This is a genomic window from Sphingomonas sp. SP6 (assembly GCF_058313435.1).
Genome location: NZ_JBZFLG010000001.1, coordinates 729,515 through 756,016, shown reverse-complemented (window position 1 = coordinate 756,016; position 26,502 = coordinate 729,515). Strand labels below are relative to the sequence as shown.

The following is a 26,502-nucleotide window of genomic DNA, read 5'->3' as shown; positions in this document are numbered from 1 at the left end:
GCGCCCGCCAGCGTGTCGGAGAGCGCGCCATGCGGATCGTCTTCATGGGCACCCCCGACTTCGCCGTCCCTGCGCTGGAGGCCCTGGTCGAGCGCGGACATCAGGTCGCCGCCGCCTACAGCCAGCCGCCGCGTCCGGGTGGGCGCAGGGGCCGCGACCTCGTTCCCTCTCCCGTCCAGCGCCGCGCCGAGGTCTTAGGGATCGAGGTGCGGACGCCGGTGTCGCTGAAGGGCGCGGAGGAGCAGGCCGCGTTCGCCGCGCTCGATGCCGACATCGCGGTGGTCGCCGCTTACGGACTGATCCTCCCCCGCCCGATCCTCGCCGCACCCCGGCACGGCTGCCTCAACATCCACGCCTCGCTGCTGCCCCGGTGGCGCGGAGCGGCGCCGATCCAGCGCGCCATCCTCGCCGGCGACGCCGAGACGGGGGTCGCCATCATGCAGATGGAGGCGGGGCTCGACACGGGGCCCGTCCGGCTCGAACGGCGGGCGGAGATCGCCGCGAAGACCGCGGGGGAGCTGACGGCGGAACTCGCCCGGATCGGCGCACAGGCGCTCGTCGCGGTTCTCGCCGACCTGGACGCCTTTCCGCCGATGCCGCAACCAGACGCCGGCGTCTCCTACGCCGCCAAGATCGACAAGGCCGAGACCCGGCTCGACTTCGCGCAGGACGCCGGGGCCGTCGAGCGTCAGGTCCGTGCCTTCAACCCGCCTGGAGCCTGGTTCGAGGCGAACGGCGAGCGCGTCAGAGTCCTGGCGGCGGCAGCCGGCCCGGCCGCCGGGCTCGGCGCACCTTCGGGGACGGTGATCGACGCCCATCTCGCGATCGCCTGCGGATCGGGGGTTCTCCTGCCGACGCTCGTCCAGCGCGCCGGCCGCGCGCCGATGAGCGCACGCGATCTGCTTCGGGGCTTCGCGATCCCCCCCGGAACCCGGCTGTGACCCGCTTCGCATTGACCGTCGAATATGACGGCCGTCCCTTCATGGGCTGGCAGCGCCAGTCACATGGGCCGAGCGTGCAGCAGGCGATCGAGGAGGCGGTGCTCGCCGTCACCGGGGAGACGGCCTCGGTCCAGGGTGCCGGACGGACCGACGCGGGCGTTCACGCGCTCGCGATGCGCGCGCATGTCGATGTCGAGAAGGACATCGCACCGTTCCGCCTTTCGGAAGCCCTCAATGCCCGCCTGCGGCCCGCGCCCATTGCGATCCTCGCCTGCGAGCCGGTGGCGGAGGACTGGCACGCGCGCTTCTCGTGCGTCGGTCGGTCGTACGAATACCGGATCGTCAACCGCCGCGCCCCGCTCACTTGGGAGAAGGGCCTCGCCTGGCAGGTCGCCCAGCCGCTCGATGTCGCCGCGATGCAGGCGGGCGCGGACCGGCTCGTCGGTCGGCACGACTTCACCACCTTCCGCTCGGTCCATTGCCAGTCCGGCTCGCCGGAGAAGACGCTGGCTCGACTCGAGGTCGCGCGCGATGGCGAGCTGGTGACGGTGTTCGCGCAGGCGCGGTCCTTCCTCCACCATCAGGTCCGGTCGATGGTGGGCGCGCTGAGCTTCGTCGGCCAGGGCAAATGGACGCCGGACGACGTCGGCGGAGCGCTGGAGGCGCGCGACCGACAGGCGCTTCCGCTCAACGCACCGCCCGACGGGCTGTGGTTCGTCGGGGCGGATTATCCTAGCGCGTGAACCGCGCCGCGAGTTCGACGTGGGTCGACCAGCGGAACTGGCCGACCGGCAGCACCCAGTCGAGCCGCCGGCCCGCCGCGACCAGCACCGCCGCGTCGCGCGCGAAGCTGCTGGGATTGCACGAGACATAGACGAGCGTCGGTACCTTCGCGGCGGCGAGATGCGTGACCTGCTCGCGCGCGCCGGCGCGGGGTGGATCGAGGACGATCGCGTCGAAGCGATCGAGCTCGGCGGTCATCAGCGGGCGACGGTAGAGATCGCGATGCTCGGCGAAGACCGGGCGCTGCGTCGCTCCGGCGGCGGACTTGAGCGCGAGGAAGGCATCACGTGCGCCCTCCGCGGCATAGACCTTGCCCGGCAGCGCGAAGGCGAAGGTGCCGAGGCCGGCGAAGAGATCGGCGATCGTCTTCGCCTTCCCCACCCCTTGGAGCACCGCACCGACCAGCGCCGCCTCGCCCTCGCGAGTCGCCTGGAGGAAGGCCGCGGGCGGCAGCGGGACGGGGACGCCGCCGAGCGTGACGGTCGCGGGGCGCGGCTCCCAGCGGACCTCGGGGCCGAAGCCGTCGTCGATCGCCAGCCGCGCCAAACCGTTCGCCTCGGCGAAGGCGGTGAGCGACTCGGTTGCGGCTAAGCCTTGGGCGGCAACGCCGGAGAGCAGCACGTCCGGCCCGGTATCGGCGAGGGCGAGGTGGACGTCGACCCGGCGCTTGGGTCGCAATCCGGCGATCAGACGCCGCAGCGGCGCGACGAGCGCGAACAGCTCGGGCGCGAGGACGTGGCACTCGCGCAGGTCGACGATCGCGTGGCTCTTCTCCTCGGCGAAGCCGAGTCGCCCGCGATCGAAGTGGAGCGTCGCCCGCCGGCGGGTTCGCGGTGGGGACAGCGCGGGGGGGCGGATCTCGGTCGCCACGCCCTGCGCCGCGAGCGCGCCGGCGACGCGATCGGTGATGAAGCCGGCCCACGCCTCGTCGTTTAGATGCTGGAGCTGGCACCCGCCGCACTCGGGAAAGTGACGGCATGGCGGCGTCTGATGGTGCGGACCGGGGACGATCGCGCCGTCCTCGCGCAGTTCGTCCCCCGGCGCGGCGAACGGGGCGTGGCGGCCGTCCTCGGTGACGCCTTCGCCGCGCGCGGCGACGCGGACGATGGCGCTCACCGGCCCGTGTCCAGCACGTGCGGGAGCGCCGCGACGAGGTCGTCGGCGATCAGGCCGGGGCCGGCGCGCACGGCGGCGCCGGTATGCAGCAGCACGCCGTCGTTGGCGGCGACCAGCGGCTGCCCCCGGTGTGCGAGCAGCGCCCCGACGATGCCGGCGAGGACATCGCCGGTGCCCGCGCTGGCGAGCCAGGGCATGCGGCGGGTCGCGACGCGCACCTGTCCGTCCGGCGCAGCCACGACGGTATCGGCGCCCTTGAACACGATCGTCGCGCCACTGGCGTCGGCGGCGGCCCGCGCGCACTCGATCTTGCTGCCCTCGTCGCTGCCGAACAGCGCCGCGAACTCGCCGCGATGCGGCGTCAGGATGGTCGCCGCCTTCCGGTCCCTCACCGCGGCGACGTCGAGCAGGTGGAGCGCGTCGCCGTCGATCACGAGCGGGCGGTCGCTCGCCAGCGCCGCGCCGAGCTTCGCTCGCCCGGCGTCGTCGCGGCCGAGACCGGGGCCGATCACGACGGCGCCGATCCGGCGGTCGTCGAGCGCGTCGGGCGACCAGCGCCGGCGGACGATCGCGTGCGGCAGGCGATCGGTCGCGCCGCCGAGGAGCAGGGTGTATCCCGCGATCCGCGCGCCGGCACTCGCGGCGAGCGCACTCGCACCGGCCATCCTGCCCGCGATCACGGCGAGCATCCCGCGGGAGAATTTGTGATCGAACTCGTCGGGCGCGACCGCCCCCATCCGCACCATCGCCCGGACGTCGCTCTCCACCGGTACGCCGATGTCGAGCAGGCGGACCTCGCCGCAATTCGCCGCCGAAGGGAGGAGCAGATGCGCGGGCTTGAGCGCCCCGAGCGCGAGCGTCAGATCGACGTGGTGATCCGCGCCGCGCGAGGCGCCGCAATCCGTTTCAACTCCGCTCGGGAGATCGATGGCGATCGAATACCGCGCCTTCGAGCAGAGTCTCCAGAGCGCATGCGCGACCGGCTCGTCCAGATCGCGCGACAGCCCGGTCCCGAAGATCGCGTCGACGACGACGCTCGCCGGCGCAGCGTCGCCGAGCGGCTCGACCGGCCCGGCCCAGCCCGCCCTTGCATCACGCGCCGCCTCCGAGCGCGGCTCGCCCAGCGCGGCGACGCGGACAGGATGACCGCTCGCGGCAAGCGAGGTCGCGGCGACATAACCGTCGCCGCCGTTGTTGCCCGGGCCGCACAACACCAGCACGTCAGCGCCCGGCTGGAGGCGATGGACCGCGGCGGCGACGGCTTCGCCCGCGCGGGCCATCAGCGAGGCCACGCTCGCCCCGCCGGCGATCGCGGTGGCTTCGGCCTCGCGCATCGCGGCGGCGGTGAGGATGGGTTGGCCGTCGAGAGGGATCACCCCGCGGTCTTAGAAGCCTTCGCCTTGATTGTCGCGGGCAGACGGTAGTGATCGTCACCGATCCCGACCTCGATCTCGCCCGGCCCGGTGATCGCGACATCCGCCGGCTGCGCCCCATCGGCGGCGACCACGCCGCGCCCGTCGGTCGTGACCCTCAGCCGGCGGAAGCCGCCATCCGGATGCCGCACGGTCAGCACCAGCCCCTCGGCGGTCTGCTGGCGATCGAGCATGCAGGTGCGAGAGAAGGATTCCGCGCCGTCGACCGCACAGTTGATCAGCCCGTCGTCCGCCGCCTCGACCGCCTGGTTCGCCTCCGCGACTGCGAGCGCCTGGGTGTTCGCCTGTTCCTGCGAGCAGGCGGCGATCACGGGCAGGCTCAACAGGAGAGCCGCTCCCCACCCCCGTTTGTTCCGAGCGAAATCGAGGAACCGGCCGACGCGGATGGGAGTCTCGACTTCGCTCGACACGGACGGTGAGGATTCAGATATCCGCGTAGACATGGCGTTCGGCGGCGGCTCCGGGATGGGTGACCGCGCCCCTGTACGCAGGCCCGACGTTCTGCGCATAGCGCCACAGCGCACCCGACCCATAATCGGACAGGCGTGGCCGCCATTGTGCGCGCCGTTCCGCCAGCACGGCGTCATCCACCAGCAGGTCGATCGTGCCGGCCTCGGCATCGATCCGGATCGTGTCGCCGTCGACGACCAGCGCGATGGGGCCGCCATCGGCGGCCTCTGGACCGACATGGCCGATGCAGAAGCCGCGGGTCGCGCCCGAGAAGCGGCCGTCGGTGATCAGCGCGACCTTCTCGCCCATGCCGAGCCCGTACAGGGCGGCGGTGGTGGACAACATCTCGCGCATCCCCGGCCCGCCCTTCGGCCCCTCGTAGCGGATGATGACGACCTCGCCCTCGTTGATCGCGCGCGCCTCGACTGCGGCGAAGGCCTCCTCCTCGCAGTCGAAGCAGCGCGCCGGACCTTCGAACTGGAGCCGGTGCATGCCCGCGACCTTGACGATCGCGCCTTCGGGGGCGAGCGACCCGGTCAGCCCGACGACGCCCCCCGTCGGGGTGATTGGGGTGCGGGCGTCGTAGATCACCTTCTGGTCGGGGTTCCAGGTGACCTCGTCGATGTTCTCGGCCAGCGTCTTTCCGGTCACCGTCACACACTCGCCGTGGAGCAGGCCTTCGGCGAGCAGGGTCTTCATCAGCATGTACGCCCCGCCCGCCTCGTACATGTCCTTGGCGACGTATTGGCCGCCGGGCTTGAGGTCCGCGCAATACGGGGTCGATTTGAAGATCGCGGCGACGTCGTGGAGGTCGAACTCGATCCCCGCCTCGTGCGCCATCGCCGGCAGGTGGAGCGCGCCGTTGGTCGAGCCGCCGGTCGCGGCGACGATGCGGGCGGCGTTCTCGAACGCCTCGCGCGTGCAGATGTCGCGCGGGCGGAGGTTGCGGGCGATCAATTCCATCACCTGCGCGCCGGCCGCGACCGCGATCTGCTCGCGCGAGCTGTACGGAGCCGGCACCATGTTGCTGTTCGGGAGGGACAAACCGATCGCCTCGCCGACGCACGCCATCGTGTTCGCGGTGTACTGCCCACCGCACGCGCCATGCCCGGGGCAGGCGACCTTCTCGAGCGCATGGACCTCCTCGATCGGGCAGGCGCCGGCGGCATATTTGCCGACCACCTCGAACACGTCGACGACGGTGACGTCGCGGTCTTGGTAGCGGCCCGGCAGGATCGACCCGCCGTACACGAAGATGCTCGGCACGTTGAGCCGCAGCATCGCCATCATCATCCCCGGCAGCGACTTGTCGCACCCCGCGAAGCCGACCAGCGCGTCATAGCAATGGCCGCGCACCGACAGCTCGATCGAATCGGCGATCACCTCGCGGCTGACCAGCGAGGATTTCATCCCCTGGTGCCCCATCGCGATCCCGTCGGTGACGGTGATCGTGTTGAAGCGCCGCGGCATGCCCCCACCCTGCTCGACGCCCCGGCGCGCCGCGTCCGCCTGCGCGTCGAGGGTGGTGTTGCAGGGCGCGCTGTCGTTCCCCGCAGAGGCGAGCGCGACGAACGGCCGCTCGATCTCCTCCTCGGTCAGCCCCATGGCGTAGTAATAGCTGCGATGCGGCGCGCGCTCCGGGCCGACCGAGACGTGGCGGCTCGGCAGGCGCGCCTTGTCGAAGGAATGGGTCATATCACCGGCGCTAGGTCCCCCGCCGAGCCCACGCAAGTGGCGCCGCGCTTGTATCGATGCGTGCCGCGGACTAGCAGCGCGACGGTTCCCCTTGCGAAGGCCACCGTCCTCCGTGCCATCCCCCTTGATCGTCGCCGGGCACTCACATCTTCATGCGTTCGCGCCGCCACCCGACGCGGTGGCCGCGCCGACCCTGATCGAAAGCGTCGATGTCCTCGTCCTGCACGGTCCGTCCGCGCGCGATGACGCCTATTGGGACGCCTTCGCCGCGGCCGCACCCGGCGCCCCACGCGCGATCGTCTGGGAGGGCGACCAGCACATCCGTGCCTTGCTGATCGAGCCGAGCCCGCCGCTCGACTTCGTCCTTTCCGCCGCGCCGGACCTGCCGCTCGATCCGCGGGCCTCCTATGTCGCCGAGGCGCAATTGCGCGCCTTGTTCGCACCCTCGCTTCACCCCCTCGTCGATATTCTCGGGCGTCTTCGCCACCAAGTCCGCGGCGGGCCGATCCTGGTGGCAGGAACTCCGCCGCCGATCGGCGACGTCGACGCGATCGCCGTGCGCGTGCCGCGCGATCCGCAATTCGCGGCACTGCTGGCGCCGAACGAGAGGGGCGTGGCGCCGACCGTCACGCTCACATCGCCCTACACGCTTCAGAAGGTCTGGTCGCTCATCCAGATCATGCTCGCCGAGATCGCGACCGCGAACGGCGCGATGTTCGTCCCGGTGCCCGACCGAACCCGGACGCTCGAGGGGTTTCTCGCGCCCGCTTACTGGTCCGACGATCCGGTCCACGCCAACGCCGCTTTCGCCCGCGAGTTGGCGGCAGACCTTCGCAAGGCCGCCGCTCAAGCCCAGGAACCCGCCGCGTGACCGACGCAGAGACCTTTCCCGCCCGACAATCGTGGGCCAGCGCGCTCGACCGGCCGCTCGCCGAACTGACGTCGCTCACCGTCCCGCTCCTGCGCAGGGGCGAGCCGATCGCGGTCGTCGGCGGCAAGCTCGCCGCCGCGCTGATCGGCCCGCTGGCGGCCGCGGGTTTCACCATGGTCGCCTCCGATCGACGCCACCCGGTGCTCGCCGACATTCCACCCGAAGAGGACGAATATGAGGCGTTCGGCCACGGCTACGGCGAGGTCCATACCGCGCGCGAGTTCCGCCAGCTGGTCGAACGCGCCGCGCGGACGTTCATCCCCCAGGAGGATCGTTGGCGGGAGGACGGCCGTGTCGTCGATCCCTTCCGGCCGGGACTCCGCTACGCGGCGACCACCGAGCAGGAATTCGACGTTCTCCAGGAGCGTCACCTGAACGCGCTGCGCACCACCTTCCGCCGAGCTGGGACGCTGATCGTCTCCTTGTCGCAGTCCGAGATCTGGGAGTCGAAGGCGGACGGCGCGGTGTTCCCGCGGCGGCCGGGGGTGGCGGCGCGCCACTTCGATCCCGACCGGCATGCCATGCGCTCGCTCACTGTCGAGGAGACCATCCTCGATCTGCACGCCGCCCTGCGGGCGCTGCGAACGCTCAAGCCGCGGCTTTCGGTCGTGATGATGCTCTCACCGGAGCCGCAGCTCGCGACCGCGCACCCGGCGCATGCGCTGATCGCCGGCACGGTGGGCAAGGCCGTGCTGCGGATCGCGATGGAGGCGATCGGCGGCGACGAAGGCGTCACCTATTTTCCCGCCCTGGAGATCGCCGCGCTGAAGGCGTCCATGGATGCGTACGGCATCGACGGATCGATCCCGGCGCCGGTGATCTCCGCGATCACGGAAGCGCTGGTCGCGACCGGCGAGGAGGGCGCCGAGCGTCCGACGACCGAGCGCGCGCCCATTACGGTGCTCCGGACCATGCCGGCGGAACCCCGACCGGCCCGGCGTCCCAAACCCGCGACAACGCCGCCGGAAGCCGCCGAACCGCAGCCGCCCGCCGCCGATACGGCGCGTAAGGGGGAGAAGCCCAAACCCTCGCCCCTCGCTGTCGTCGACGCCTATTCCCAAGCAAAACAAGCAGAAGCCAAGGAAAAGGCCGAGCGTCGCGCCGCGCAGCACGCCGCGGTCGCTCAGGTCCCTCCGCCCGACACGGACCCCGAGAAGCCCGCGATCAGCCACGCCGAGCGGCAGGTGATGCGACGCGAGAAGGTGCTTGCACGCGAGGCCCGCAACGCCGCCGCCGCGAACCCGCCCGAAGGAGCCGGTGGCTCCGCCGATGCCCGGCGCAAGCGCGGAGCGGCGCGCGCCGCAGCCGAGCCGAAGCCGACCACGGGCGAAGCCAAGGCTCCCCGCGACGAGACGGCGACCGCCGGCGCCACCGCCGCCTCTCCCACGGCTCAGGCGGGGTCGCAGCAGACGGATGACGCCAAGAAAGCTCGTCGCAAGATCAAGAAGGCGCGCGCGACCGCTCCCGATCGAGCTCCCGCCGCCGCTCCCGAATTGGCCGGCGACAAGGTGAACCCCCGCCGCGAACGCAAGCGCGCCGCTAAGGGTTGAGCGCGGTCAGCGCTTTCTCGAGCGCGTCCATGGTGAACGGCTTGTCGATCCGGGGCGCGGCGCGGAACCGATCGACGATGTCGCCGTCCCCGCCGCCGCTCGCCAGCACTACGGGAACGCCCTGTTCGGTGAGCGCGTCGGCGATCGGCCAGCTCTTCTCGCCCGCGCGCAAATTGACGTCCAGCACGGCCACGTCGATCCCGCCCGCCTCGACCAGGGGCAATGCACTCGCGACGCTGTCGGCGGTGCCGGCGACCTGATGCCCGAGAACGTCGACGAAATCCTCCAGCATCATCGCGATCAGGGGCTCGTCCTCGACCAGGAGGATACGTTTGGGCGCGTTCATCCTGCCGCCCTTAGCGGCGGACCGACGGGATGCAACCTCATCGTCCCCCGAGTGCGTCCCGCGCCGCCTCGGCCAATTGCTGGACGGAGAAGGGCTTGGGAAGGAAGGCGACATTGTCGAGGTCGATCGAGCGTCGCAGCTGCTCTTCGGCGTAGCCGGACATGAACAGGATCGGCAGATCTGGATACCGCTCGCGCACGTGGCGCGCCATCGTCGGCCCGTCCATTGTCGGCATCACCACGTCGGAGACGAGCAGGACCGGCCGCGGCGAGCCTTCCAGCAGGTCGAGCGCGGCCTCGCCGTTCTCCGCCGTCAAGACGTGATAGCCTTGCCGGGTCAGCGCGCGCTCCGCGACAGCGCGGACCATGTCCTCGTCCTCGACCAAGAGGATCGTGCCGGTGCCCCACAGCTCGGCCGGGCGCGCCCGCTCGATCGCCCGCTTCGCCTCCGGGCGGACGGGGCCGGCGGCGTGGACCGGCAGGTAGATGGTGAACGTCGCACCCTTGCCGGGGCGTGAGTCCGCGAAGATGTAGCCGCCGGACTGCTTGACGATCCCATAGACGGTCGACAGCCCCAATCCCGTTCCCTTCCCGACCTCCTTGGTGGTGAAGAACGGCTCGAAGATCTTCGGAAGGATGTCCGCGGGGATGCCCGTCCCGGTGTCGCTGACCTCCAGCGAGGAATAGTCCGCCGCGGGCAGGATGTCCGAGCCGATCCGCCGCACCTCGGCCGCCGACACCGCGCGAGTCGTGATCGTCAGCCGCCCCACCCCGCTCGGGTCCTTCGACTGCATGGCGTCGCGGGCGTTGACCGCGAGATTGACGACCACCTGCTCGAGCTGCCCCGGATCGGCGCGCACAGGTCCCAGGTTGCGGCCATGGCGGACATCGAGCACCACGGTCTCCCCCAGCAAGCGCTTGAGCAGGTTCGACACTTCCGCGACGACGTCGGGGAGTTGGAGGATCTGCGGGCGGAGCGTCTGCTGGCGAGAGAAGGCGAGCAAATGTCGCGTCAAGTTGGCGGCGCGATTGGAGTTGGCGCGGATCTGCTGGATGTCGTCATAGTCGCTGTCGCCCGGCGAGTGGCGCATCAGCATCAGGTCGCAGTGGCCGATGATCGCGGTCAGGATGTTGTTGAAATCGTGCGCGACCCCGCCCGCGAGCTGACCGACCGCCTGCATCTTCGTGGCCTGCGCGACCTCGCGTTTCAGCCGGCTCTCCTCGCTGTTGTCCTTGAGGCTGAGGAGCACCACCGCCTCGCCGAGGCCGCGCACCCCGGCGATCGTGAGCGCCACCGGCTCCTCCGGGTGCGACTTCAGCCGCACGACGAGGTCGGAGGTATGGGCCGGCCCCACGGCCACGCGGCGCACGGTATCCGCGACGGCCGCCTTGTCCTCGCGGACGACGAGATCGCCCGGATACAGCGGCAGCGCGTTCGCATCGATCCCCGCAGCACGCACGAAGGCGTCGTTCAGCTGCTGAAAGCGCCCGTCGCGATCGACCAGCGCCATCCCGAATGGCAGTAGCGCGACGAGCGTCTGGACCGGGGCCCCCGCAGCGGTGATCTGCTGGACCGTCTCCTCCTCGTCCAGCAACACCACGAGAAGCGCGTCGCTCGTCTCGAAGATCGGCACCTGCACCACCCGCAGCGGGGTGCCGCCGGCGACGCCCTCGCGCTCGAACCGGACGCGACCGGCGTGATCGGTGATCAGCAGCCTGGCGAAGTCGCGTCCCTCGATCGGCCCCGATTCGCGTCCGGTCGCGCGCGCGCGGAACACGCCGTTGGCGGCGAGCAGCCGTCCGTCGCCCGCAACCAGCGCGGCCATGATCCCCGCACCCGCCAAGCGGTCGCCGACCGCCCCGGACAGCGCCGCCTCGATCTCGCCGACGCGGTCGCCGCCAGCGGCCTCGGCGAACCGCCAGACCAGCATGTCCTGCGCGTCGCCGGCGCGGGCGACCGACACGTCCAACGCCGCACCCCCGGTCGCCAGGCGCTCCGTCTGGGCGAAGCCGTCGCGCCATGCGGCGCGCCCGACTTCGGCCAGATGCGATACCCCGGCGCCGTCGAGCGGCAGTCCCGGTGGGGTCGGAAAGCCTTCGAAAAGTGCCTCATACCGGTCGTTGGCGGAGACGAGCCGCCCGGCGCGGTCGGTGATCGCGACCGCATCGGGCGAGGCTTGCGCGATCGCACGCGCCAGGCTCCAGTCGACGGAGCTCGTCTCGACCGGCGCCTCATGGGTCAGCAAGCGCCACGCGAGCGCCGCCGCGAACAGCACCACCGCCGTCGCCAGAAATCCCGCGGCGACGCGGATATCGCCCACCAGCCAGACGATCAGCAGCGCCGCGGTGAGGCCGGCCCCCGCCGCGATCGCGCCGGCCGCGCGCGCGGCCGTGCCGGGAAGGGGAAGCGAGGCCATGGCCTCACCGTCTCCCCGCGCGTCCGCGCGGCGTCAAGCCGTCACCAGATGCGGATCCGATCCGCCGGCGCGAGGTAGAGCGCATCGCCAGGCTTCGCGCCGAACGCGGCGTACCACGGGTCCAGGTTGCGCACGGTCAATGCGCGCTGGTGGCCCGGCGAATGCTCGTTCGAGATCAGCTGCTGGCGCAGCGCCGGTTCGCGATACTTGGTCCGCCAGACCTGCGCCCAGCCGTAGTAGAAGCGCTGGTCGCCGGTCGTGCCGTCGATTACCGGCGCCGGCTTGCCGCCGAGCGAGCGGTGATAGGCGTCGAGCGCGACGGTGAGCCCCGCAAGATCGGCGATGTTCTCGCCCAGCGTATTGCCGCCCTTCACATGGACCCCCGGGATCGGCTCATAGGCGTCGTATTGGGCGACGAGCTTGTCGGTGAATGACTTGAAGCGCGCGATATCCTGCGGCGTCCACCAGTCGGTCAGCGCGCCGTTCGCGTCGTACTTGCGGCCCTGGTCGTCGAAATGGTGGCTGATCTCGTGCCCGATCACCGCGCCGATCCCGCCGTAATTGACCGCCGGATCGGCCTTGGGATCGAAGAACGGCGGCTGCAGGATCGCGGCGGGGAACACGACCTCGTTCATCGTCGGGTTGGCGTAGGCGTTGATGGTCATGGGCGTCATGAACCACTCGGCGCGGTCGATCGGCTTGCCCAGCTTGCTCAGGTCGCGCTGGAAGTCGAACTCGTTCGCGCGCGCGACGTTGCCGACCAGATCGCTCCGCTGGATCTGAAGCGCGGAATAGTCGCGCCACGACGTCGGATAACCGATCTTGGGCGTGAACGACGCGAGCTTGGCGAGCGCCTTGGTCTTGGTCTCGGGCGCCATCCACTGAAGGTTGCGGAGCCGGTCGCCCATCGCTGCGATCAGGTTCTTGACCAGCTGGTCCGCCTGCGCCTTCGCCTCGGGCGGAAAATATTTGGCGACATATTGCTGGCCGACCGCCTCGCCCATCCCGTTCGAGACCAGGGTGACTCCGCGCTTCCAGCGCGCCTGCTGCTCGGGCGTCCCGGACAAGACGGTGCCGTAGAAGTCGAAAGTCGCCTTGTCGAAGTCGGACGACAGATACGGCGAGTAGCTGCGCAATATGCGAACGAGCGTGTAGTCCTTGAGGACGGCGAGCGGTGCCGCCGCCCACGCCTTGGCTTCCCCCGCGAGCGCGGTCGGCTGCGCGACGAGCACCGCCTGGACCATCGGCATGCCGAGCGCCGACGCATAATCGTGCCACGGGAAGCCGGGCGCTTTGGCCGCGAACTCCGCCGGCGAGAGCTTGTTGTAGGTCTTGTCGGCGTCGCGGCTTTCCTCGCGCGTCCAGTGTGCGGTGGCCAGCTGGGTCTCGAACGCGAACACCGCCTTCGCCCGCGCGTCCGCGTTCGCCTCGCCGGCGAGCGTCAGCAGCTTCGCCAGATAGGCCTGATAGGCGGTGCGCGCCTCGGCCAGCTTGGCGTCTTCTTTGAAATAATAATCCCGATCGGGGAGGCCGATGCCGCCCTGGCGGAACCCGACGACATATTGGTCGGGCGCCTTGTCGTCCTGGCCGACGCCCATGCCGAACAGCGTGCCGACGCCCTGGCGCTGGAGCCTGCCGATCTCGACCGCAAGGGCGGTCTTGTCCTTCGCCGCGGCGACCGCGGTGAGCCAGGGCTTGACCGGCGCGATCCCCTTCGCGTTCACCGCCGCCTCGTCCATGAAGCTGGTGTAGAAGTCGCCGATCTTGTCACCCGGCCGCTTCGCCGCCTCGTCCAGGATCCCGCGCGTGCGTTCGAGGGACAGATCCTGAAGAAGCTGGAACATCCCGTACGCAGAACGGTCCGCCGGAATCTGCGTCGTCTTGTCCCAGGTGCCGTTGGCATAGTCGTAGAAGTCGGCGCCGGGCTTCACCGACGTGTCGCGACCCGCCATGTCGAACCCGAAGTCGCCGATCTGCGGCGCGTTCGCGGACGCGGGCTTGACCGGCCCGGCCGCAGCCTTGCCGGTGGTTGCGGTCTGCTCCGCGCTCTGCGTGCGCGTGGTCGAACTCTGGGCGACGGCTGCGGAGGAGGCGCAGGCGAGGAGCAGCGCCGAGGCGACGAAACGCATATTGGGGCATCCCTTGTGTCTTATCGAATGCCCGGCGCTCTACTCCGACGACAGGTTCCGTCAACGCCGGGGCGTCATTCGACCGTTACCGATTTGGCGAGGTTGCGCGGCTGGTCGACGTCGGTCCCCTTGGCCACCGCGACGTGGTAGGCGAGCAACTGGACCGGCACCGCATAGACCAGCGGCGCGATCAGCGGATGGACGCTGGGCATCTCGATGGTCGCGATCGTGTTTTCGCCCGCGCGCGCGATCCCCTCAGCGTCCGAGATCAGCACGACCTGTGCGCCCCGCGCCTGCGCCTCCTGCATGTTGCTGACCGTCTTGTCGAACAGCGGACCCGACGGCGCGATCACGATCAGCGGCACGGTCTCGTCGATCAGCGCGATCGGACCGTGCTTCATCTCGCCCGAAGCATAACCTTCGGCGTGGATGTAGCTGATTTCCTTCAGCTTCAGCGCTCCCTCGAGCGCCAGCGGATATTCGGGTCCGCGGCCGAGATAGAGGACATCGCGCGCCTGGGCGATCCGCGGCGCCATCGCTGCGATCTCGTCGTCGTGGCTGAGGGCGGCGCTCATCGCCTCGGGCACCTGCTGGAGTTGGCGCACGATCTCGGCCTCGTCGAGCGGCTGCCCCTTGGCCCGCGCGAGGTTGGTCGCGAGCGCGGCCATGACGGCGAGCTGGCAGGTGAAGGCCTTGGTGGACGCGACGCCGATCTCCGGCCCGGCATGGGTCGGCAGCAGCAGGTCGACCTGGCGCGCCATCGAGCTGGTCGGGACGTTGATGATCCCCGCGGTCGTGACCCCGGCCGCCTTCATGTGCTGGAGCGCGGCGAGCGTGTCGGCGGTCTCGCCGGACTGCGAAATGACGACGCCCAGCGTGTTCGGCAGCAGAACGGGATCGCGGTACCGGAACTCGCTCGCGACATCGACCTCGACCGGCAGCCGCGATAGCCGCTCGATCCAATATTTGCCGATCATCGCGACATAGCTCGACGTGCCGCAGGCGACGATCGTCACCCGCTCGACGCTCGACAGGTCGAACTCCATGTCGGGAAGCGAAACCTGTGCCTCGAGCGGTCGGAGGTACGAGCGCAGGGTTTGCGCGACGACGACCGGCTGCTCGTAGATCTCCTTCTGCATGAAGTGTCGATGGTTGCCCTTGTCGATCAGCGCCGCGGAGACGCTGGCGGGGACGATCTTGCGCTCGACCGGGCGATTGTCTTTGTCATAGACCTCGACCGCCTCGCGGGTGATCGCGACCCAGTCGCCCTCCTCCAGATAGGCGATCCGCGACGCCAGTCCGGCCAGCGCGTGCTCGTCCGAGCCGAGATAGTTCTCGCCGTCGCCGTAGCCGACCGTGAGTGGCGCACCGAGCCGTGCGCCGAGCAGCAGATCGGGATGCGTCCGCACCATCACCCCGAGCGCGAAGGCGCCGTGGAGTTGCGGCAGCACCGCGGCGAGCGCCTCGCGCGGCTCATGCCCGGCCTCGATCTCGCGCGAGATCAGATGCGCGACCACCTCGGTATCGGTCTGGCTCTTAAACTCGCGACCCTCGGCGAGGAGCATGTCGCGTAGCGGCTTGAAGTTCTCGATGATGCCGTTGTGGACCAGTACCACGTCGCCGACGATGTGCGGATGCGCATTGTCCTCGGTCGGCGCGCCGTGCGTCGCCCAGCGCGTGTGCGCGACGCCGGCGCGGCCGGGCAGCGGCTCCTCGATCAGGCGGCGCGCGAGGTTCTTGAGCTTGCCGGGGGCGCGGCGGCGATCGAATTCGCCGTCGTGGACGGTGCAGATGCCCGCGGAATCGTAGCCACGATATTCGAGCCGACGCAGCCCTTCGAGCAGCCTCTCGGCGACGTCGTTGTCAGTGCCCAGGATGCCGACGATGCCACACATGCGACAGGAACCTCAGAGTTGGTAGGGAACGCGGATACCCGGCATGGTGGCCGGGAAGTCTTTCGTGTTTCGGGTCACGAGCACGGCGTCGTGAAGCTGAGACGTTGCGTAGATGAATGCGTCCATCAGCTTCATCCTCGTGCGGTAGCGAACCTCTACCGCACGCGCGGCAATCGCCGGATCGAGTTCGACGATCTCGAACGGAGCGATCAGCCGCTCGACCGACCCCCTCGTATCGCTAGGCTCGCCGGCAAGGACTTCCGTCCAAACGATCCTACTGATGCGCCGTCGGTCATAAAGCTTCAGTTCGGCTCTTGCGACATCAAGGGCATTGAGCCAATCGATGAGGATATTCGTGTCGAAGAAGGCTTCGCTCACGGTTTGGTCTTCATGCGCTCATAGCGTTCTGCCGGAACGAAATCCCGATCGTGCCTGATGGCGCGCTGGTATTCGACACCATCGCCGATGTCCGAACGGTCCCTCCAATATCCAGCGCCCTCATCGATCCACGAATCGTCGACCGGCTTCGCCTGCTCGGCGCGATAGGTCGACACCGCGTCACGGACCACGGCGGCGCGCGACTTCCCTTCGGCACGCGCGCGCGCGTCGAGCCAAGCGATATCGGCGTCGGGAATGTCGACCAGCGTTCTCATGGTTCAACCGATATCATGCCGCGATATCACTTTCCATCCTTCTTCGCCCGCATCCGCTCGCGGAAGCGGGCGGCCCAGCCGGGTTTCGTCTCCTGCGGTGGGCGGACGAGGCGAAGGGCGTCGGCTTCGACATCGGCGGTCACCACCGATCCCGCACCGACGATCGCGCCGTCGCCGACCGTCACCGGGGCGACCAGCGCCGAGTTCGAGCCGATAAACGCGCCCGCGCCGATCCTCGTACGATATTTGAGGAAGCCGTCGTAGTTGCAGGTGATCGTGCCCGCGCCGATGTTCGCGCCGGCACCTATCTCGGCGTCGCCGAGATAGGTGAGGTGGTTGGCCTTGGCTCCCTCCCCAAGCGTCGCCTTCTTCATCTCGACGAAATTGCCGACGCGCGCGTCCTTCTCCAGCACCGCGCCGGGGCGGAGGCGGGCGTAAGGGCCGACCGAACAGCCCTCGCCCACGCTCGCGCCCTCGAGATGGCTGAAGGCGTGGATCGTCGCTCGGTCGGCGATCGTCACCCCGGCGGCGAAGACGACGTTCTGCTCGACCGTCACATCGCCGCCCAACCGCGTGTCGTGTGCGAACCACACCGTCTCGGGGGCGACCAGCGTGACTCCGTCCGCCATCGCCTGCGCGCGCCGCCTCGCCTGCCACGCCGCCTCGACCCCGGCGAGCTCGCCGCGACTGTTGACGCCGGCGACCTCATCCTCCGACGTCTCGATCACTGCGGACACGCGCCCGTCCGCCGCCGCCAGCACGACGATGTCCGGCAGGTAATATTCGCCCGCCGCATTGTCGTTGCCGACGCGGGCGAGCAGCGAGAACAGGTCAACGGCTCGCACGGCCATCAACCCGGAATTGCAGAGCGTTACGGCCCGTTCCTCAGGTGTCGCATCCTTGAACTCGACCATCCGCTCGATCCGGCCGTCGGCATCGGCCAGCACTCGCCCATAGGCGCCTGCGTCGCGCGGGCGGAAGCCGAGCACCACCGCGGCGGGCGCATCGTCCGCATGCAGCCGCTCGACCATCCGCCGCATCGTCTCGGGCGTGACCAACGGCACGTCGCCGTAAAGAATCAGCACATCGCCCGCGAACCCCGCCAGCGCCGCCTCCGCCTGCGCGACCGCATGCCCGGTGCCGAGCTGCTCGGCCTGATGGATCGTCTCGACCCCGTACGGCGCGACCGCCGCCTCGACCTGGTCGCGCCCGGCGCCCACCACCGCAATCGTCCGGGCCGGCGACAGCTCGGCCACCGAGGCGACGAGATGAAGCAGCATCGGCCGCCCGGCCAGCGGATGGAGCACCTTGTGAAGGTCCGACTTCATCCGCGTTCCCTTGCCCGCGGCAAGGATGATCGCGGCCAAGGGCGTCGGCGAGGAGTCTGCGCTCATTCGGCGGCCCTGCCACCGCACGCTTGCCAATTCCATACCGAGCCGCCACGCGCCGCGTGTATGACGCAGAATTCACCCGCCCGCGCGTTTCCGTTCACGATCGTCGGCTTCGATCTCGACGGCACCCTGCTGGACACGAGCGAGGATCTGGCGGGGGCGGCGAACCATGCGCTGGCGGTCGCCGCGCGTGCGCCGCTGCCGGTGGCCGAGGTGATCGCGCGCGTCGGCGGGGGGACGCGCAACATGCTGGCGCAGGTGCTCGCCGCGACCGGGGAGAGCAGCGACGAACTGGTCGAACGGCTGCTGCCCGAGCAGCTGGCCTATTACCAGGCGCATATGACGGTCCACACCCGCCCCTATCCCGGCGTCGAGGCGGCGCTGAATACGTTGCGCGATCGTGGCGTCCGGCTCGGCGTCGTCACCAACAAGCTCGAACGGTTCTCCGTCGCGCTGCTCGCGCATACCGGTCTCGCCGGTTATTTCGAGACGGTGATCGGCGGAGACAGCGAAGGGCTTTCCGCGCCCAAGCCCGATCCCGCGCCGATCCGGCTGATGATCGAGCGGCTGGGGGGCGGGTCCGCGGCTTTCGTCGGGGATTCACGATATGACGTCATGGCGGCGAAGGCCGCGGGCGCGCCGGTGGTCGCCTGCCGCTTCGGCTTCGCGGGCGACCAGGTCGACGCGCTTGGCGCCGATGCGGTGATCGACGGCTTCGACGCGCTGATCCCCGCGCTGGAGCGGCTGTGATGCCGCGCAAGCGGGTGCTCGCCCGCATCGCGCTGTTCGCGGCGATTGGGTCCGCGCTGACGATGGCACTGCTGCCGCATCCGCCCAATCTGATCGAGAACAACGACAAGGCGCAGCATATGCTCGCCTTCGCCACCCTCGCCGCGCTCGCCGCCTGGTCCTATCCGGAGGCCGACCTGCTGCGGATCGGCGAGCGGCTGTCGTTCCTCGGCGCGCTGATCGAGGTGTTGCAGGCGATCCCGTCGCTGCACCGCGACTGCGACATCCGCGACTGGATCGCCGACACGCTCGCGATCGCGGTCATCCTGCTGCTGGTGTGGACCGCGCGCCGTCGCCGGACGAACCCCGCCGCCACTTGATCCACAGATGCCGGGCGAGCATCGCCGGCGGCATCCGTAGCGCGTGGGAGCGAGCGTAGAAGGCGAAGCGGGTGGCGGGGCGGGTCGTCCGCCCCCAACCGTCGCGCGAAAGCAGGCGTCGGCGAAAGAGGCGATCGAGCGCTCGCTCGCCACCCGCATCGCTCACCGGCGTGCCGTAGAGCTGCCCGGCGAGCCGCAGCGCGCACGCGGTCTGGGCGCGGAGCCCGTGACGTTCGGCGCGAACGAGCACGGATCGGCAGACGTCCCGATCCTCCCCGACGAACTCGCGCACCAGCCGGTCGATGTCCCACAGGTTGCGCAGACCTCCGGCCAGATCGCCGTCGGCGATCAGGTGCGCGGCGGCGTGGACGATCATGTCCTCGCGCGACAGCACGGCGAGGCCGTCCCGAAGCGTCAGCGCCGCTGCCAGCAACGCGGCCGGATCCGGTTTCGGCCTCGCGGTGAGCGGCAGGATGGTGTGGTGGACGTCGATCATCCGGTCGCGCTCGCGGTGGATCAGCGGCGGCAGCTCGTGCATCCAGCGCCGGTAGTAAGCGTCGTCATACGGATCGGGCTTGACCCATTCCCATCCCGCCGCGAGCAGCGCGCGCTCGACGGCATCCAGGCTCTCGCGCGGAACCAGGATGTCGAGATCGCCGATCGACCGCCCTCGCCCCGCCGCCAGTCCGGCCGCGACATAGGCGGTGCCCTTGAGCAGCACGACCGATACGCCGAGCGGGGCCAGCGCCCGCCGCGCCATCTCCGCCTCCCACAACGCCTGCATCCGCCCATGCTCGGCCGTCACCCGCGCGTCCGCCAGGATCGCCGCGACCGCGGGCGGGACGGCCAACCCGGCGACCCGATCCGCCAGGCTCCCGATCAGCTGTTCCGCGCGCGCCGCGGTCAGCACCGCCGTCCAGGTCGCGGCGTCGAACCGCATGGTCTCGGCCGGATCGCGCAATGCGAGCACCAGCGCGTCCGCCGCCGTCACAGAGCCGCCCACGCCCGCTCGACCGCGGCGATCCCCGCCTCGGTGTCCGGATAGTCGACCGCCAGCGCCGGCACGGTCGTGACGAAGCGCGTGAGTGCGGCAAACGCGCGCTCGCCGAGCGCGACATAATTGGTCGACGCCTGCGTCAGCCGCACGAACACCTCGCCCGGCGCGACCCTCTGGCTCTGCGATCCGTATCCGAACCGGGGGAACAGGAGAAGCGCCGGCGTCGCGGGCACGTCCATCGCGGCAAGGGCCGCGGTCGGCGGAACGAGGTGGCGGATGTCGCCTTTGGGGGTCCCCGCCAACAACGGGCCGAACCGACCACACGGCCATGCGCGCCGGGCGACCGCGATCGCCTCGTTCTTGAGGCTGATCAGCCGCGGGAAGGCGCGGATGTCGCCCGTCTCGAGATCGAGCAGCGCGAACTCGTCACCCATGAACCGCCAGCCGTGCGCAGCCAGCAGCGTCGCGAGCGTCGACTTGCCCGCCCCGGACTCGCCCGTCATCACCAGCGCACGCCCGTCGCGCTCGACCGAGGAGGCGTGGAGCAGCAGGTAGCGCCCGAGGCCCAGCGCCATTTGCAGGTTCATCCCCATCTCGGCGGCGAGCAGGCCCTGCGCGAGCCGCAACGGTGCCGCGTCCGGAAGCGTGTAATCGCCCTCGATCGCGACCGAAGGGCGCATCCACCGCCGCCAGATGCGCGGCGCCCTTAACCGCACGCTGAAGTCGGGGATTTCGGCAGGTGCGGGATAGTCGCGGTACAGGTCGTCGAGGAGCGCGATCGGGGCGCGCCAGTCGGCACCGACCCGGAAGGTCACCGGCCCGATCCGAAGCATGGTCGCGTGTCTCACGCGCGTGCGACCAATCCCGTCTCGACCAGTTCGTCGAGCCGCTCCGCCAGCATCGCGGGATCGGCGTCGGGCATGTCGTACCGCCGGGTGAGCCGGGCCATCAGTTCGGCGGCGGTCGCCTCGCCCTCGGCGAGCGCGTCGAGCAGTTCGGGAACAGGCGTCACGACGACGTGGGTCTGGCCGGACGGGCGATGGAAGACGGCGACGAGCGCGTCGAGCGGAACGATCCGGAGCGCGTCTGCGGCCGGCGCGCGATAGCGCGGCTCGGCCATCGTCGTCAGCGGGGCATCTGAAGCGAGGCGTAGCAGGTGAACCCGCTCGTGCCGCGCTGGAGCTTCCGGATGTAGTTCAGATAGGCACGGCTGCGGAAGTAATCGGTTCCGTCCAGGTTGCCGTTGCCCGCGAGCGCGTCCTTCACGTCCTGCCCCTTGAACGGTTGGGCTGCGGGCGGATAGGCGTACGGCGTATAGGGTTTGACGGTGGAGCCGTCGGCGGCCACCCACGACGTCCGGTCTGCCGTCACCGGAATCTGACAGTTGATCACGGACGTCACCGTCGCCGCCAGCGCCGGCCGGATCGAGACCACCGCCGCAGCGCCGGTCGCGCCGAGCATCAGCACCCGCCGGCGCGTCGCGCGGCCATCCTCGGGCAGCGGCGTTTCGGCGGGATTGGTCTCGTCGCTCATGGTGCAGCCCCGTCTGTGGCGCCAAGCCCTTTCACAAACGTAACCGCCCGACAAGATGCGGCGGCCGGCTGTCCCGCGCCGGCACGTTAACCAAGGCAGGTGGCGTCACCCCCGGCGACGGGCTAGCGCGGCGCCATGCCGATCGACCTCCCCTTGCGAGTCTGGCTTGCGCTCGCGCTGGTCGGGCTGTCCACCGTCGCGATCGGCCTGGTGTCGCACGACGCCGTCGCCACGGTCATCGCGCTCTGCTTCGGGGTGGCCGGGGTGCTGATCGCGGGATGGGGCGACGCCTCACCCCGGACCCACGACGCGGAAGTCGCGCCGGCTCCCATCCCCGTCGAACTCGGCGCCGCGCTCGACGCGGTGGTCGAGCCGATCCTCGTGCTCCACGGTAGCCGGATCACGCTCGCGAACCGGGCCGCGCGCGGTCTGCTGGGCGCGGCGATCGTCGGCGAGGACGCGCGCACCGCCATCCGCCACCCTGCGGCCGCGGGTCCCCTCGCCGCTCCTCTTCCCGAAGGCGAGGCGGCGGCGCCGATCGAGCTGGTCGGGCTCGGCACGCTCGACCAGCGCTGGCAGATGCGGGTGGCTCCGGTCGGCGACGGCGTCCGCATCGTCCATCTGATCGATCAGACCGGGAACTACGCCGCCGAACGGATGCGGGTGGATTTCGTGGCGAACGCCAGTCACGAACTGCGCACCCCCCTCGCCTCGATCCTCGGCTACGTCGAGACGCTGGGTGACGAGGCAGGTGAGGTCCCGGCGCTGCGCGAACGGTTCCTGGGGATCGTCCTGGACGAGGCGCGGCGGATGCAGCGCGTGATCGAGGACCTCATGTCGCTGTCGCGGATCGAGGCGGAGAAATACCGCGCACCCGCCACCCCGATCGATCTCGGCGAACTCGTCGAGGAGGCGCGCGCGGAGATCGCCGACGGCCACGCGGCGCGGGACCGACCGATCGCGAGTCAGGTCGCCCCGGGGCTTCCGGCCGTCATGGCGGATCGCCCGCAACTCTCGCAGATGCTCCACAACCTGGTCGGGAACGCGGTCAAATACGGCGCGCCCGGCACCCCGATCCGCATCACGCTCGCCGCCGAGGGCGCACGGATGCTGCGGCTGACGGTGGAGGACGAAGGCGAGGGGATCGCGCCCGAGCATCTGCCCCGCCTGACCGAGCGCTTCTACCGCGCCGACGCAGGACGCAGCCGATCGCTCGGGGGGACCGGTCTCGGCCTCGCCATCGTGAAGCACATCGTCGAGCGCCATCGCGGTCGGCTCGAGATCGCCAGCACACTGGGTCGTGGGACGGTGGTCACGGTGACCCTTCCCGCCGCCGATGTCATCAAGCCGTAACGTGATGGTCACATTAGGACGGCGGGGCCGCGGGGTCGGCGCACAAGAGGTGAATATGATCAGGACTTTCGCGATCACCGGAGTCGCCACGCTTGCTCTCGCCGCCTGCGGGAGCCAGGGCGGAGGCGCCGGCGGCGGCGGCTCGCGCGACCAGATCAAGGTCGTCGGCTCGTCGACCGTCTACCCGTTCACCACCCTGGCCGCGGAGCGGTTCGTTTCGGCGAACCCGACGTTCAAGGCGCCGGTGGTCGAATCGACCGGGACCGGCGGCGGAATGAAGCTGTTCTGCGCCGGCGTCGGCGCCGCGCATCCCGACATCGAGGACGCCTCGCGCCGGATCAAGAAGAGCGAGTTCGACACCTGCGAGAAGAACGGCGTCGGCCCGATCGTCGAGATCCAGGTCGGCATCGACGGCATCGCTTTCGCCGAATCGAAAAACGGGCCGAAATTCCAGCTCACCCAGACCGACATCTACAAGGCGCTCGCCGCCAATCCGGGCGGCAAGCCGAACACCGCCAAGACGTGGAAGGACGTCAATCCGTCGCTGCCGGCGACCGCGATCCAGGTCTATGGTCCGCCCTCGACCAGCGGCACGCGCGATGCGCTCGCCGAGCTGATCCTGGCGAAGGGCTGCGAGGCGAGCGATCCCTCCGCCAAGCCGCTCAAGGACAAGGACGAGGACGCCTACAAGAAGCTCTGCACCGCGGTGCGCGAGGACGGCGCCTACGTCGACGCGGGCGAGAACGACAATCTGATCGTCCAGAAACTGTCGGCCAACCCCAACGCGCTGGGGATCTTCGGCTACAGCTATCTCGAGGAGAACGCCCAGACGGTGAACGGTACGCCGATCAACGGCGTCGCGCCCACCTACGAGACGATCGCCTCCGGCAAATATCCCGGCGCACGGCCTCTGTTCCTCTACGTCAAGAAGCAGCATATCGGCGCGATCCCGGGGTTGCAGGAGTTCCTCAACACCTATGCGACGCTGTGGAATCCCGGCGGACCGCTGGTGAAACGCGGGCTGATCGCGGCGCCCGACGATGTCCGCGCCAAGTCGGCCGCGATCGTCAAGGCGCTGACCCCGCTGGACGCCTCGGGGCTGAAGTAAGTGCCGACAGCGGCGCTGTTGCTGCTGGTCTTCGGACTGGCGCTCGTCGGCTGGGCGGTCGCGCGCGCGCGCGCCCGCGGCTGGCGGGCGACCAGCCCGCGAGCGCGGTTCAGTTCGCTCCCGCGCCATTTCGGGACCTATGTCGCGCTGTGGACCGTGGTCCCCGCGGCGATCTTCCTCGCGGTCTGGTCGTTCGCGCAACCGGCGCTGGTCACGGCCGAGGTGCTTCAGGCGCCTGCGGCGGCACAGCTGCCGGCGTTCGGCTTCGCCCGCGACTCGGTGCTGGCGGAGGCCCGCGGGTTGGCGGACGGTTCGACGACGGCCGCCTTCAATCCTGTCGCGCGCACCCTGGCGCCCGCCTATGCCGCGGCCGCCGCGCGCTATGCCTGGATCGGCACCGCGCTGGCCTTGCTGCTCGCCTTCGCCGGCGGCGCCTATGCGTTCGTTCGGCTGAAGCCGGACTTCGCCGCCCGCTCGCAGATCGAGCGCGTGATCATGGGGCTGCTGCTGCTGGCCTCGCTGATCGCGATCCTCACGACGGTGGGGATCGTCGCCAGCCTGCTGTTCGAAAGCGCGCGCTTCTTCTCGATCGTCCCGGCGTTCGAGTTCCTGTTCGGCACGCACTGGAGCCCGCAGGTGATCGACGCGCGCGATCCGGGTGCGAGCCTGGGCGCGGTGCCGCTGTTCTGGGGCACGTTCTTCATCGGCGCGGTGATCGCGATGGTCGTCGCGATCCCGTTCGGGCTGATGAGCGCGATCTACCTGACCCAATACGCCAAGCCGCGCACCCGCCGGTGGATGAAGCCGATCCTCGAGATCCTCGCCGGCGTCCCGACCGTGGTCTACGGCTATTTCGCGGCGCTCACCGTCGCGCCCGCAGTCCGCAGCCTGGGCGTGTCGCTCGGCGTCGCGTCCGCCTCTTCGGAGAGCGCGCTGGCGGCGGGCTTGGTGATGGGCGTCATGATCATCCCCTTCGTCTCTTCGATGGCGGACGATTCGATCGCGGCGGTGCCCAGCGCGATGCGCGACGGCAGCCTGGCGATGGGCGCGACCTCGTCCGAGACGATCCGCCGCGTGCTCGTCCCGGCCGCCTTGCCCGGGATCGTCGGCGGGGTGCTGCTCGCGGTCAGCCGCGCGATCGGCGAGACGATGATCGTGGTCATGGCCGCCTCGGGCGTCGCGACGCTGACGCTCAACCCCTTTGCCTCGACGACGACCGTGACCAAGCAGATCGTCGACCTGCTGACCGGCGAGGCCGAGTTCGACAGCCCTAAGACGCTCGCCGCCTTCGCGCTCGGGCTGACGCTGTTTGTCATCACCCTGCTCCTCAACATCGTCGCGCTGATCGTCGTGAAGCGCTACCGGGAGGCGTATGACTAGCCCCCTCGTCGCCCAGGTCCCGGCGCAGGGGACCGAGCCCGCCGCCCGTGCGCCGACCGACTGGCGCACCGCGTCAATGGAGAAGCGCATCCAGCGCCGCTATGCCGCCGAGCGCCGCTTCCGCGCGCTGGGGCTGGCCGCGGTCGTCGTGTCGGCCGGGTTCCTGGTCTTCCTCCTGATCTCGATGATCGGCCAGGGCGCGAGCGGCTTCACCCGAACCATCGTCGCGCTGCCCGTGGACCTCGCCAGGTCCACGCTGATCGCCGATCCCGCCGCGATGAAGGGTCCGGGCGCCGATGCCGCGCTCGCCGGCCTTCAGGACGCGGTCGACGCGGCGGCGGACACGGCGTTCGCCGGCCAGGGCGGCGCCAGGCTGCTCTCCGACGGCGCGTGGCTCTCGGTGCGCGACGCCGTGAAGCGCGACCCGTCGCTCCTCACACGCGCGGCGACGATCGACGTGCCCGTCGCATCGGCGATCGACGTCGCCGCCAAGGGAGATGGCGATCCGCAGGCGGAGGCGGCCGTCCGGGGGCTCGGCGACCGGTTGTCGCGCCAGCTCAACACCGGGTTCTTCGTTGCGTCCGATTCGACCGATCCGACCCGCGTCGGCATCTGGGGGGCGCTCAAGGGCTCGTTGCTGACGATGGCGGTGACGCTGATCCTCGCGTTCCCGGTCGGTGTGCTGGCCGCGCTTTATCTCGAGGAATATGCCCCGCGGAACCGCTGGACCGACTTGCTCGAGGTCTCGATCAACAATCTCGCCGCGGTCCCGTCGATCATCTTCGGCCTGTTGGGCCTCGCCGTCTTCCTCGGTACGTTCGGATTGCCGCGTTCGGCGCCGCTGGTCGGCGGCCTGACGCTGGCGCTCATGACGATGCCGGTGATCGTGATCGCCGGGCGAAACGCGATCAAGTCCGTGCCGCCGTCGATCCGCGACGCCGCTTACGGGATCGGCGCCTCGCCGGTACAGGTCGTGTTCCATCACGTCCTGCCGCTGGCGCTCCCCGGCATCCTGACCGGCACGATCATCGGCATGGCGCGCGCGCTCGGTGAGACCGCGCCGCTGCTGATGATCGGGATGCGCGCCTTCATCGCCGCGCCGCCGGGCGGGCTCACCGATCCGGCGACCGTGCTGCCCGTCCAGATCTTCCTGTGGTCGGACGAGGTCAACCGCGGCTTCGTCGAGAAGACCTCGGCGGCGATCCTGGTCCTGCTGGTGGTGTTGCTGGCGATGAACGGGCTCGCCATCTACCTCCGCAACAGATTCGAGACCCGCTGGTGACCACCAACAGC

25 protein-coding genes are annotated in these 26,502 nt (G+C 70.1%); 10 read left to right on the top strand and 15 right to left on the bottom strand.

The features are described 5' to 3' along the window. Positions 1-29: 29 nt before the first annotated feature. Both fmt and truA read left to right on the top strand, forming a co-directional pair. A complete protein-coding gene (gene fmt, locus AC4GYY_RS03685) occupies positions 30-941 on the top strand; it encodes a methionyl-tRNA formyltransferase (RefSeq protein ID WP_491118875.1) in 912 nt (303 codons plus the stop codon). Continuing rightward, entirely contained in the window at positions 938-1,684 is a 747-nt protein-coding gene (gene truA / locus AC4GYY_RS03680) for a tRNA pseudouridine(38-40) synthase TruA (protein WP_491118874.1), read from the top strand. Before fmt ends, truA begins: the two co-directional genes overlap by 4 nt. On the opposite strand, the gene AC4GYY_RS03675 is transcribed toward truA, so the two are convergent. The 4 genes from AC4GYY_RS03675 to ilvD form a co-directional block, all read right to left on the bottom strand. Beyond that, positions 1,674-2,840 carry a class I SAM-dependent RNA methyltransferase gene (locus AC4GYY_RS03675; RefSeq protein WP_491118873.1) on the bottom strand — a complete coding sequence of 389 codons (1,167 nt, stop codon included), beginning with the start codon at positions 2,838-2,840 and terminating at the stop codon, positions 1,674-1,676. The two genes, truA and AC4GYY_RS03675, sit on opposite strands and share 11 nt — an antisense overlap. After that, positions 2,837-4,216 (bottom strand): NAD(P)H-hydrate dehydratase, encoded by a 1,380-nt coding sequence (locus AC4GYY_RS03670; RefSeq protein ID WP_491118872.1) that lies wholly within the window; start codon positions 4,214-4,216, stop codon positions 2,837-2,839. Before AC4GYY_RS03670 ends, AC4GYY_RS03675 begins: the two co-directional genes overlap by 4 nt. Further along, positions 4,213-4,596, bottom strand: a complete 384-nt coding sequence (locus AC4GYY_RS03665; RefSeq protein ID WP_491118871.1) for a hypothetical protein — start codon at positions 4,594-4,596, stop codon at positions 4,213-4,215. Before AC4GYY_RS03665 ends, AC4GYY_RS03670 begins: the two co-directional genes overlap by 4 nt. 100 nt (positions 4,597-4,696) lie before the next feature. Beyond that, positions 4,697-6,418: a dihydroxy-acid dehydratase gene (gene ilvD, locus AC4GYY_RS03660; RefSeq protein WP_491118870.1), complete on the bottom strand. Its 1,722-nt coding sequence runs from the start codon at positions 6,416-6,418 to the stop codon at positions 4,697-4,699. Positions 6,419-6,596: 178 nt separating this feature from the next. Between ilvD and AC4GYY_RS03655 the strand changes: the two genes are divergently transcribed. Together AC4GYY_RS03655 and AC4GYY_RS03650 are read left to right on the top strand one after the other, a co-directional pair. Beyond that, the gene (locus tag AC4GYY_RS03655; protein ID WP_491118869.1) at positions 6,597-7,289 is read left to right on the top strand and encodes a hypothetical protein; all 693 of its coding nucleotides are present in this window, start codon (positions 6,597-6,599) and stop codon (positions 7,287-7,289) included. After that, complete coding sequence (locus AC4GYY_RS03650; RefSeq protein ID WP_491118868.1) at positions 7,286-8,899, top strand: GSCFA domain-containing protein; 1,614 nt, start codon at positions 7,286-7,288, stop codon at positions 8,897-8,899. Before AC4GYY_RS03655 ends, AC4GYY_RS03650 begins: the two co-directional genes overlap by 4 nt. Here the strand turns inward: AC4GYY_RS03650 and AC4GYY_RS03645 are convergent. From AC4GYY_RS03645 to glmU, 7 genes are all read right to left on the bottom strand, one after another. Further along, on the bottom strand, positions 8,889-9,245 hold the full coding sequence (locus AC4GYY_RS03645) for a response regulator (RefSeq protein ID WP_491118867.1): 357 nt from the start codon (positions 9,243-9,245) through the stop codon (positions 8,889-8,891). The two genes, AC4GYY_RS03650 and AC4GYY_RS03645, sit on opposite strands and share 11 nt — an antisense overlap. A gap of 37 nt (positions 9,246-9,282) precedes the next feature. Next, positions 9,283-11,661: an ATP-binding protein gene (locus AC4GYY_RS03640; protein ID WP_491118866.1), complete on the bottom strand. Its 2,379-nt coding sequence runs from the start codon at positions 11,659-11,661 to the stop codon at positions 9,283-9,285. A gap of 41 nt (positions 11,662-11,702) precedes the next feature. After that, positions 11,703-13,790 carry a M13 family metallopeptidase gene (locus tag AC4GYY_RS03635; protein ID WP_491118865.1) on the bottom strand — a complete coding sequence of 696 codons (2,088 nt, stop codon included), beginning with the start codon at positions 13,788-13,790 and terminating at the stop codon, positions 11,703-11,705. Between the two features lie 74 nt (positions 13,791-13,864). Then, positions 13,865-15,685: a glutamine--fructose-6-phosphate transaminase (isomerizing) gene (gene glmS / locus AC4GYY_RS03630; protein ID WP_491118864.1), complete on the bottom strand. Its 1,821-nt coding sequence runs from the start codon at positions 15,683-15,685 to the stop codon at positions 13,865-13,867. Positions 15,686-15,697: 12 nt separating this feature from the next. After that, complete coding sequence (locus AC4GYY_RS03625) at positions 15,698-16,063, bottom strand: type II toxin-antitoxin system VapC family toxin (RefSeq protein ID WP_491118863.1); 366 nt, start codon at positions 16,061-16,063, stop codon at positions 15,698-15,700. Further along, on the bottom strand, positions 16,060-16,338 hold the full coding sequence (locus AC4GYY_RS03620) for a ribbon-helix-helix protein, CopG family (RefSeq protein WP_491118862.1): 279 nt from the start codon (positions 16,336-16,338) through the stop codon (positions 16,060-16,062). The genes AC4GYY_RS03625 and AC4GYY_RS03620 overlap by 4 nt, the downstream gene beginning before the upstream one ends. 26 nt (positions 16,339-16,364) lie before the next feature. Continuing rightward, positions 16,365-17,732, bottom strand: coding sequence for a bifunctional UDP-N-acetylglucosamine diphosphorylase/glucosamine-1-phosphate N-acetyltransferase GlmU (glmU, locus tag AC4GYY_RS03615; RefSeq protein ID WP_491118861.1), 1,368 nt, complete (start codon positions 17,730-17,732; stop codon positions 16,365-16,367). A gap of 60 nt (positions 17,733-17,792) precedes the next feature. On the opposite strand from glmU, the gene gph reads away from it, so the two are divergent. Continuing rightward, on the top strand, positions 17,793-18,479 hold the full coding sequence (gene gph, locus AC4GYY_RS03610; RefSeq protein ID WP_491118860.1) for a phosphoglycolate phosphatase: 687 nt from the start codon (positions 17,793-17,795) through the stop codon (positions 18,477-18,479). After that, positions 18,479-18,838, top strand: coding sequence for a hypothetical protein (locus AC4GYY_RS03605; protein ID WP_491118859.1), 360 nt, complete (start codon positions 18,479-18,481; stop codon positions 18,836-18,838). The genes gph and AC4GYY_RS03605 overlap by 1 nt, the downstream gene beginning before the upstream one ends. Here the strand turns inward: AC4GYY_RS03605 and AC4GYY_RS03600 are convergent. From AC4GYY_RS03600 to AC4GYY_RS03585, 4 genes are read right to left on the bottom strand one after another with little or no spacing between them, the layout of a single operon-like run. Continuing rightward, entirely contained in the window at positions 18,780-19,841 is a 1,062-nt protein-coding gene (locus tag AC4GYY_RS03600) for a nucleotidyltransferase domain-containing protein (RefSeq protein ID WP_491118858.1), read from the bottom strand. The two genes, AC4GYY_RS03605 and AC4GYY_RS03600, sit on opposite strands and share 59 nt — an antisense overlap. After that, entirely contained in the window at positions 19,826-20,668 is an 843-nt protein-coding gene (locus AC4GYY_RS03595; RefSeq protein ID WP_491118857.1) for an HprK-related kinase A, read from the bottom strand. Before AC4GYY_RS03595 ends, AC4GYY_RS03600 begins: the two co-directional genes overlap by 16 nt. 11 nt (positions 20,669-20,679) lie before the next feature. Further along, positions 20,680-20,955: an HPr-rel-A system PqqD family peptide chaperone gene (locus AC4GYY_RS03590; RefSeq protein ID WP_491118856.1), complete on the bottom strand. Its 276-nt coding sequence runs from the start codon at positions 20,953-20,955 to the stop codon at positions 20,680-20,682. A gap of 5 nt (positions 20,956-20,960) precedes the next feature. Beyond that, a complete protein-coding gene (locus tag AC4GYY_RS03585) occupies positions 20,961-21,368 on the bottom strand; it encodes a hypothetical protein (protein WP_491118855.1) in 408 nt (135 codons plus the stop codon). Between the two features lie 135 nt (positions 21,369-21,503). On the opposite strand from AC4GYY_RS03585, the gene AC4GYY_RS03580 reads away from it, so the two are divergent. Genes AC4GYY_RS03580 through pstA form a run of 4 tightly spaced genes read left to right on the top strand, consistent with a single transcriptional unit; the run spans position 21,504 to position 26,491 of the window. Then, positions 21,504-22,721, top strand: a complete 1,218-nt coding sequence (locus AC4GYY_RS03580) for an ATP-binding protein (RefSeq protein WP_491118854.1) — start codon at positions 21,504-21,506, stop codon at positions 22,719-22,721. A gap of 55 nt (positions 22,722-22,776) precedes the next feature. Beyond that, a complete protein-coding gene (locus AC4GYY_RS03575; RefSeq protein WP_491118853.1) occupies positions 22,777-23,829 on the top strand; it encodes a substrate-binding domain-containing protein in 1,053 nt (350 codons plus the stop codon). Then, positions 23,830-25,209 carry a phosphate ABC transporter permease subunit PstC gene (gene pstC / locus AC4GYY_RS03570; RefSeq protein WP_491118852.1) on the top strand — a complete coding sequence of 460 codons (1,380 nt, stop codon included), beginning with the start codon at positions 23,830-23,832 and terminating at the stop codon, positions 25,207-25,209. Beyond that, positions 25,202-26,491 (top strand): phosphate ABC transporter permease PstA, encoded by a 1,290-nt coding sequence (pstA, locus tag AC4GYY_RS03565; protein WP_491118851.1) that lies wholly within the window; start codon positions 25,202-25,204, stop codon positions 26,489-26,491. The genes pstC and pstA overlap by 8 nt, the downstream gene beginning before the upstream one ends. The last annotated feature ends 11 nt before the right edge of the window (positions 26,492-26,502 follow it).

Excerpts from the sequence above, each read along its gene's own strand:
- fmt (WP_491118875.1), top strand. The coding sequence starts at position 30 with ATGCGGATCGTCTTCATGGGCACCCCCGACTTCGCCGTCCCTGCGCTG.
- ilvD (WP_491118870.1), bottom strand. The coding sequence starts at position 6,418 with ATGACCCATTCCTTCGACAAGGCGCGCCTGCCGAGCCGCCACGTCTCG.
- AC4GYY_RS03645 (WP_491118867.1), bottom strand. The coding sequence starts at position 9,245 with ATGAACGCGCCCAAACGTATCCTCCTGGTCGAGGACGAGCCCCTGATC.
- AC4GYY_RS03640 (WP_491118866.1), bottom strand. The coding sequence starts at position 11,661 with ATGGCCTCGCTTCCCCTTCCCGGCACGGCCGCGCGCGCGGCCGGCGCG.
- AC4GYY_RS03635 (WP_491118865.1), bottom strand. The coding sequence starts at position 13,790 with ATGCGTTTCGTCGCCTCGGCGCTGCTCCTCGCCTGCGCCTCCTCCGCA.
- glmS (WP_491118864.1), bottom strand. The coding sequence starts at position 15,685 with ATGTGTGGCATCGTCGGCATCCTGGGCACTGACAACGACGTCGCCGAG.
- AC4GYY_RS03620 (WP_491118862.1), bottom strand. The coding sequence starts at position 16,338 with ATGAGAACGCTGGTCGACATTCCCGACGCCGATATCGCTTGGCTCGAC.
- glmU (WP_491118861.1), bottom strand. The coding sequence starts at position 17,732 with ATGAGCGCAGACTCCTCGCCGACGCCCTTGGCCGCGATCATCCTTGCC.
- gph (WP_491118860.1), top strand. The coding sequence starts at position 17,793 with ATGACGCAGAATTCACCCGCCCGCGCGTTTCCGTTCACGATCGTCGGC.
- AC4GYY_RS03605 (WP_491118859.1), top strand. The coding sequence starts at position 18,479 with ATGCCGCGCAAGCGGGTGCTCGCCCGCATCGCGCTGTTCGCGGCGATT.
- AC4GYY_RS03595 (WP_491118857.1), bottom strand. The coding sequence starts at position 20,668 with ATGCTTCGGATCGGGCCGGTGACCTTCCGGGTCGGTGCCGACTGGCGC.
- AC4GYY_RS03590 (WP_491118856.1), bottom strand. The coding sequence starts at position 20,955 with ATGGCCGAGCCGCGCTATCGCGCGCCGGCCGCAGACGCGCTCCGGATC.
- AC4GYY_RS03585 (WP_491118855.1), bottom strand. The coding sequence starts at position 21,368 with ATGAGCGACGAGACCAATCCCGCCGAAACGCCGCTGCCCGAGGATGGC.
- AC4GYY_RS03580 (WP_491118854.1), top strand. The coding sequence starts at position 21,504 with ATGCCGATCGACCTCCCCTTGCGAGTCTGGCTTGCGCTCGCGCTGGTC.
- AC4GYY_RS03575 (WP_491118853.1), top strand. The coding sequence starts at position 22,777 with ATGATCAGGACTTTCGCGATCACCGGAGTCGCCACGCTTGCTCTCGCC.
- pstA (WP_491118851.1), top strand. The coding sequence starts at position 25,202 with ATGACTAGCCCCCTCGTCGCCCAGGTCCCGGCGCAGGGGACCGAGCCC.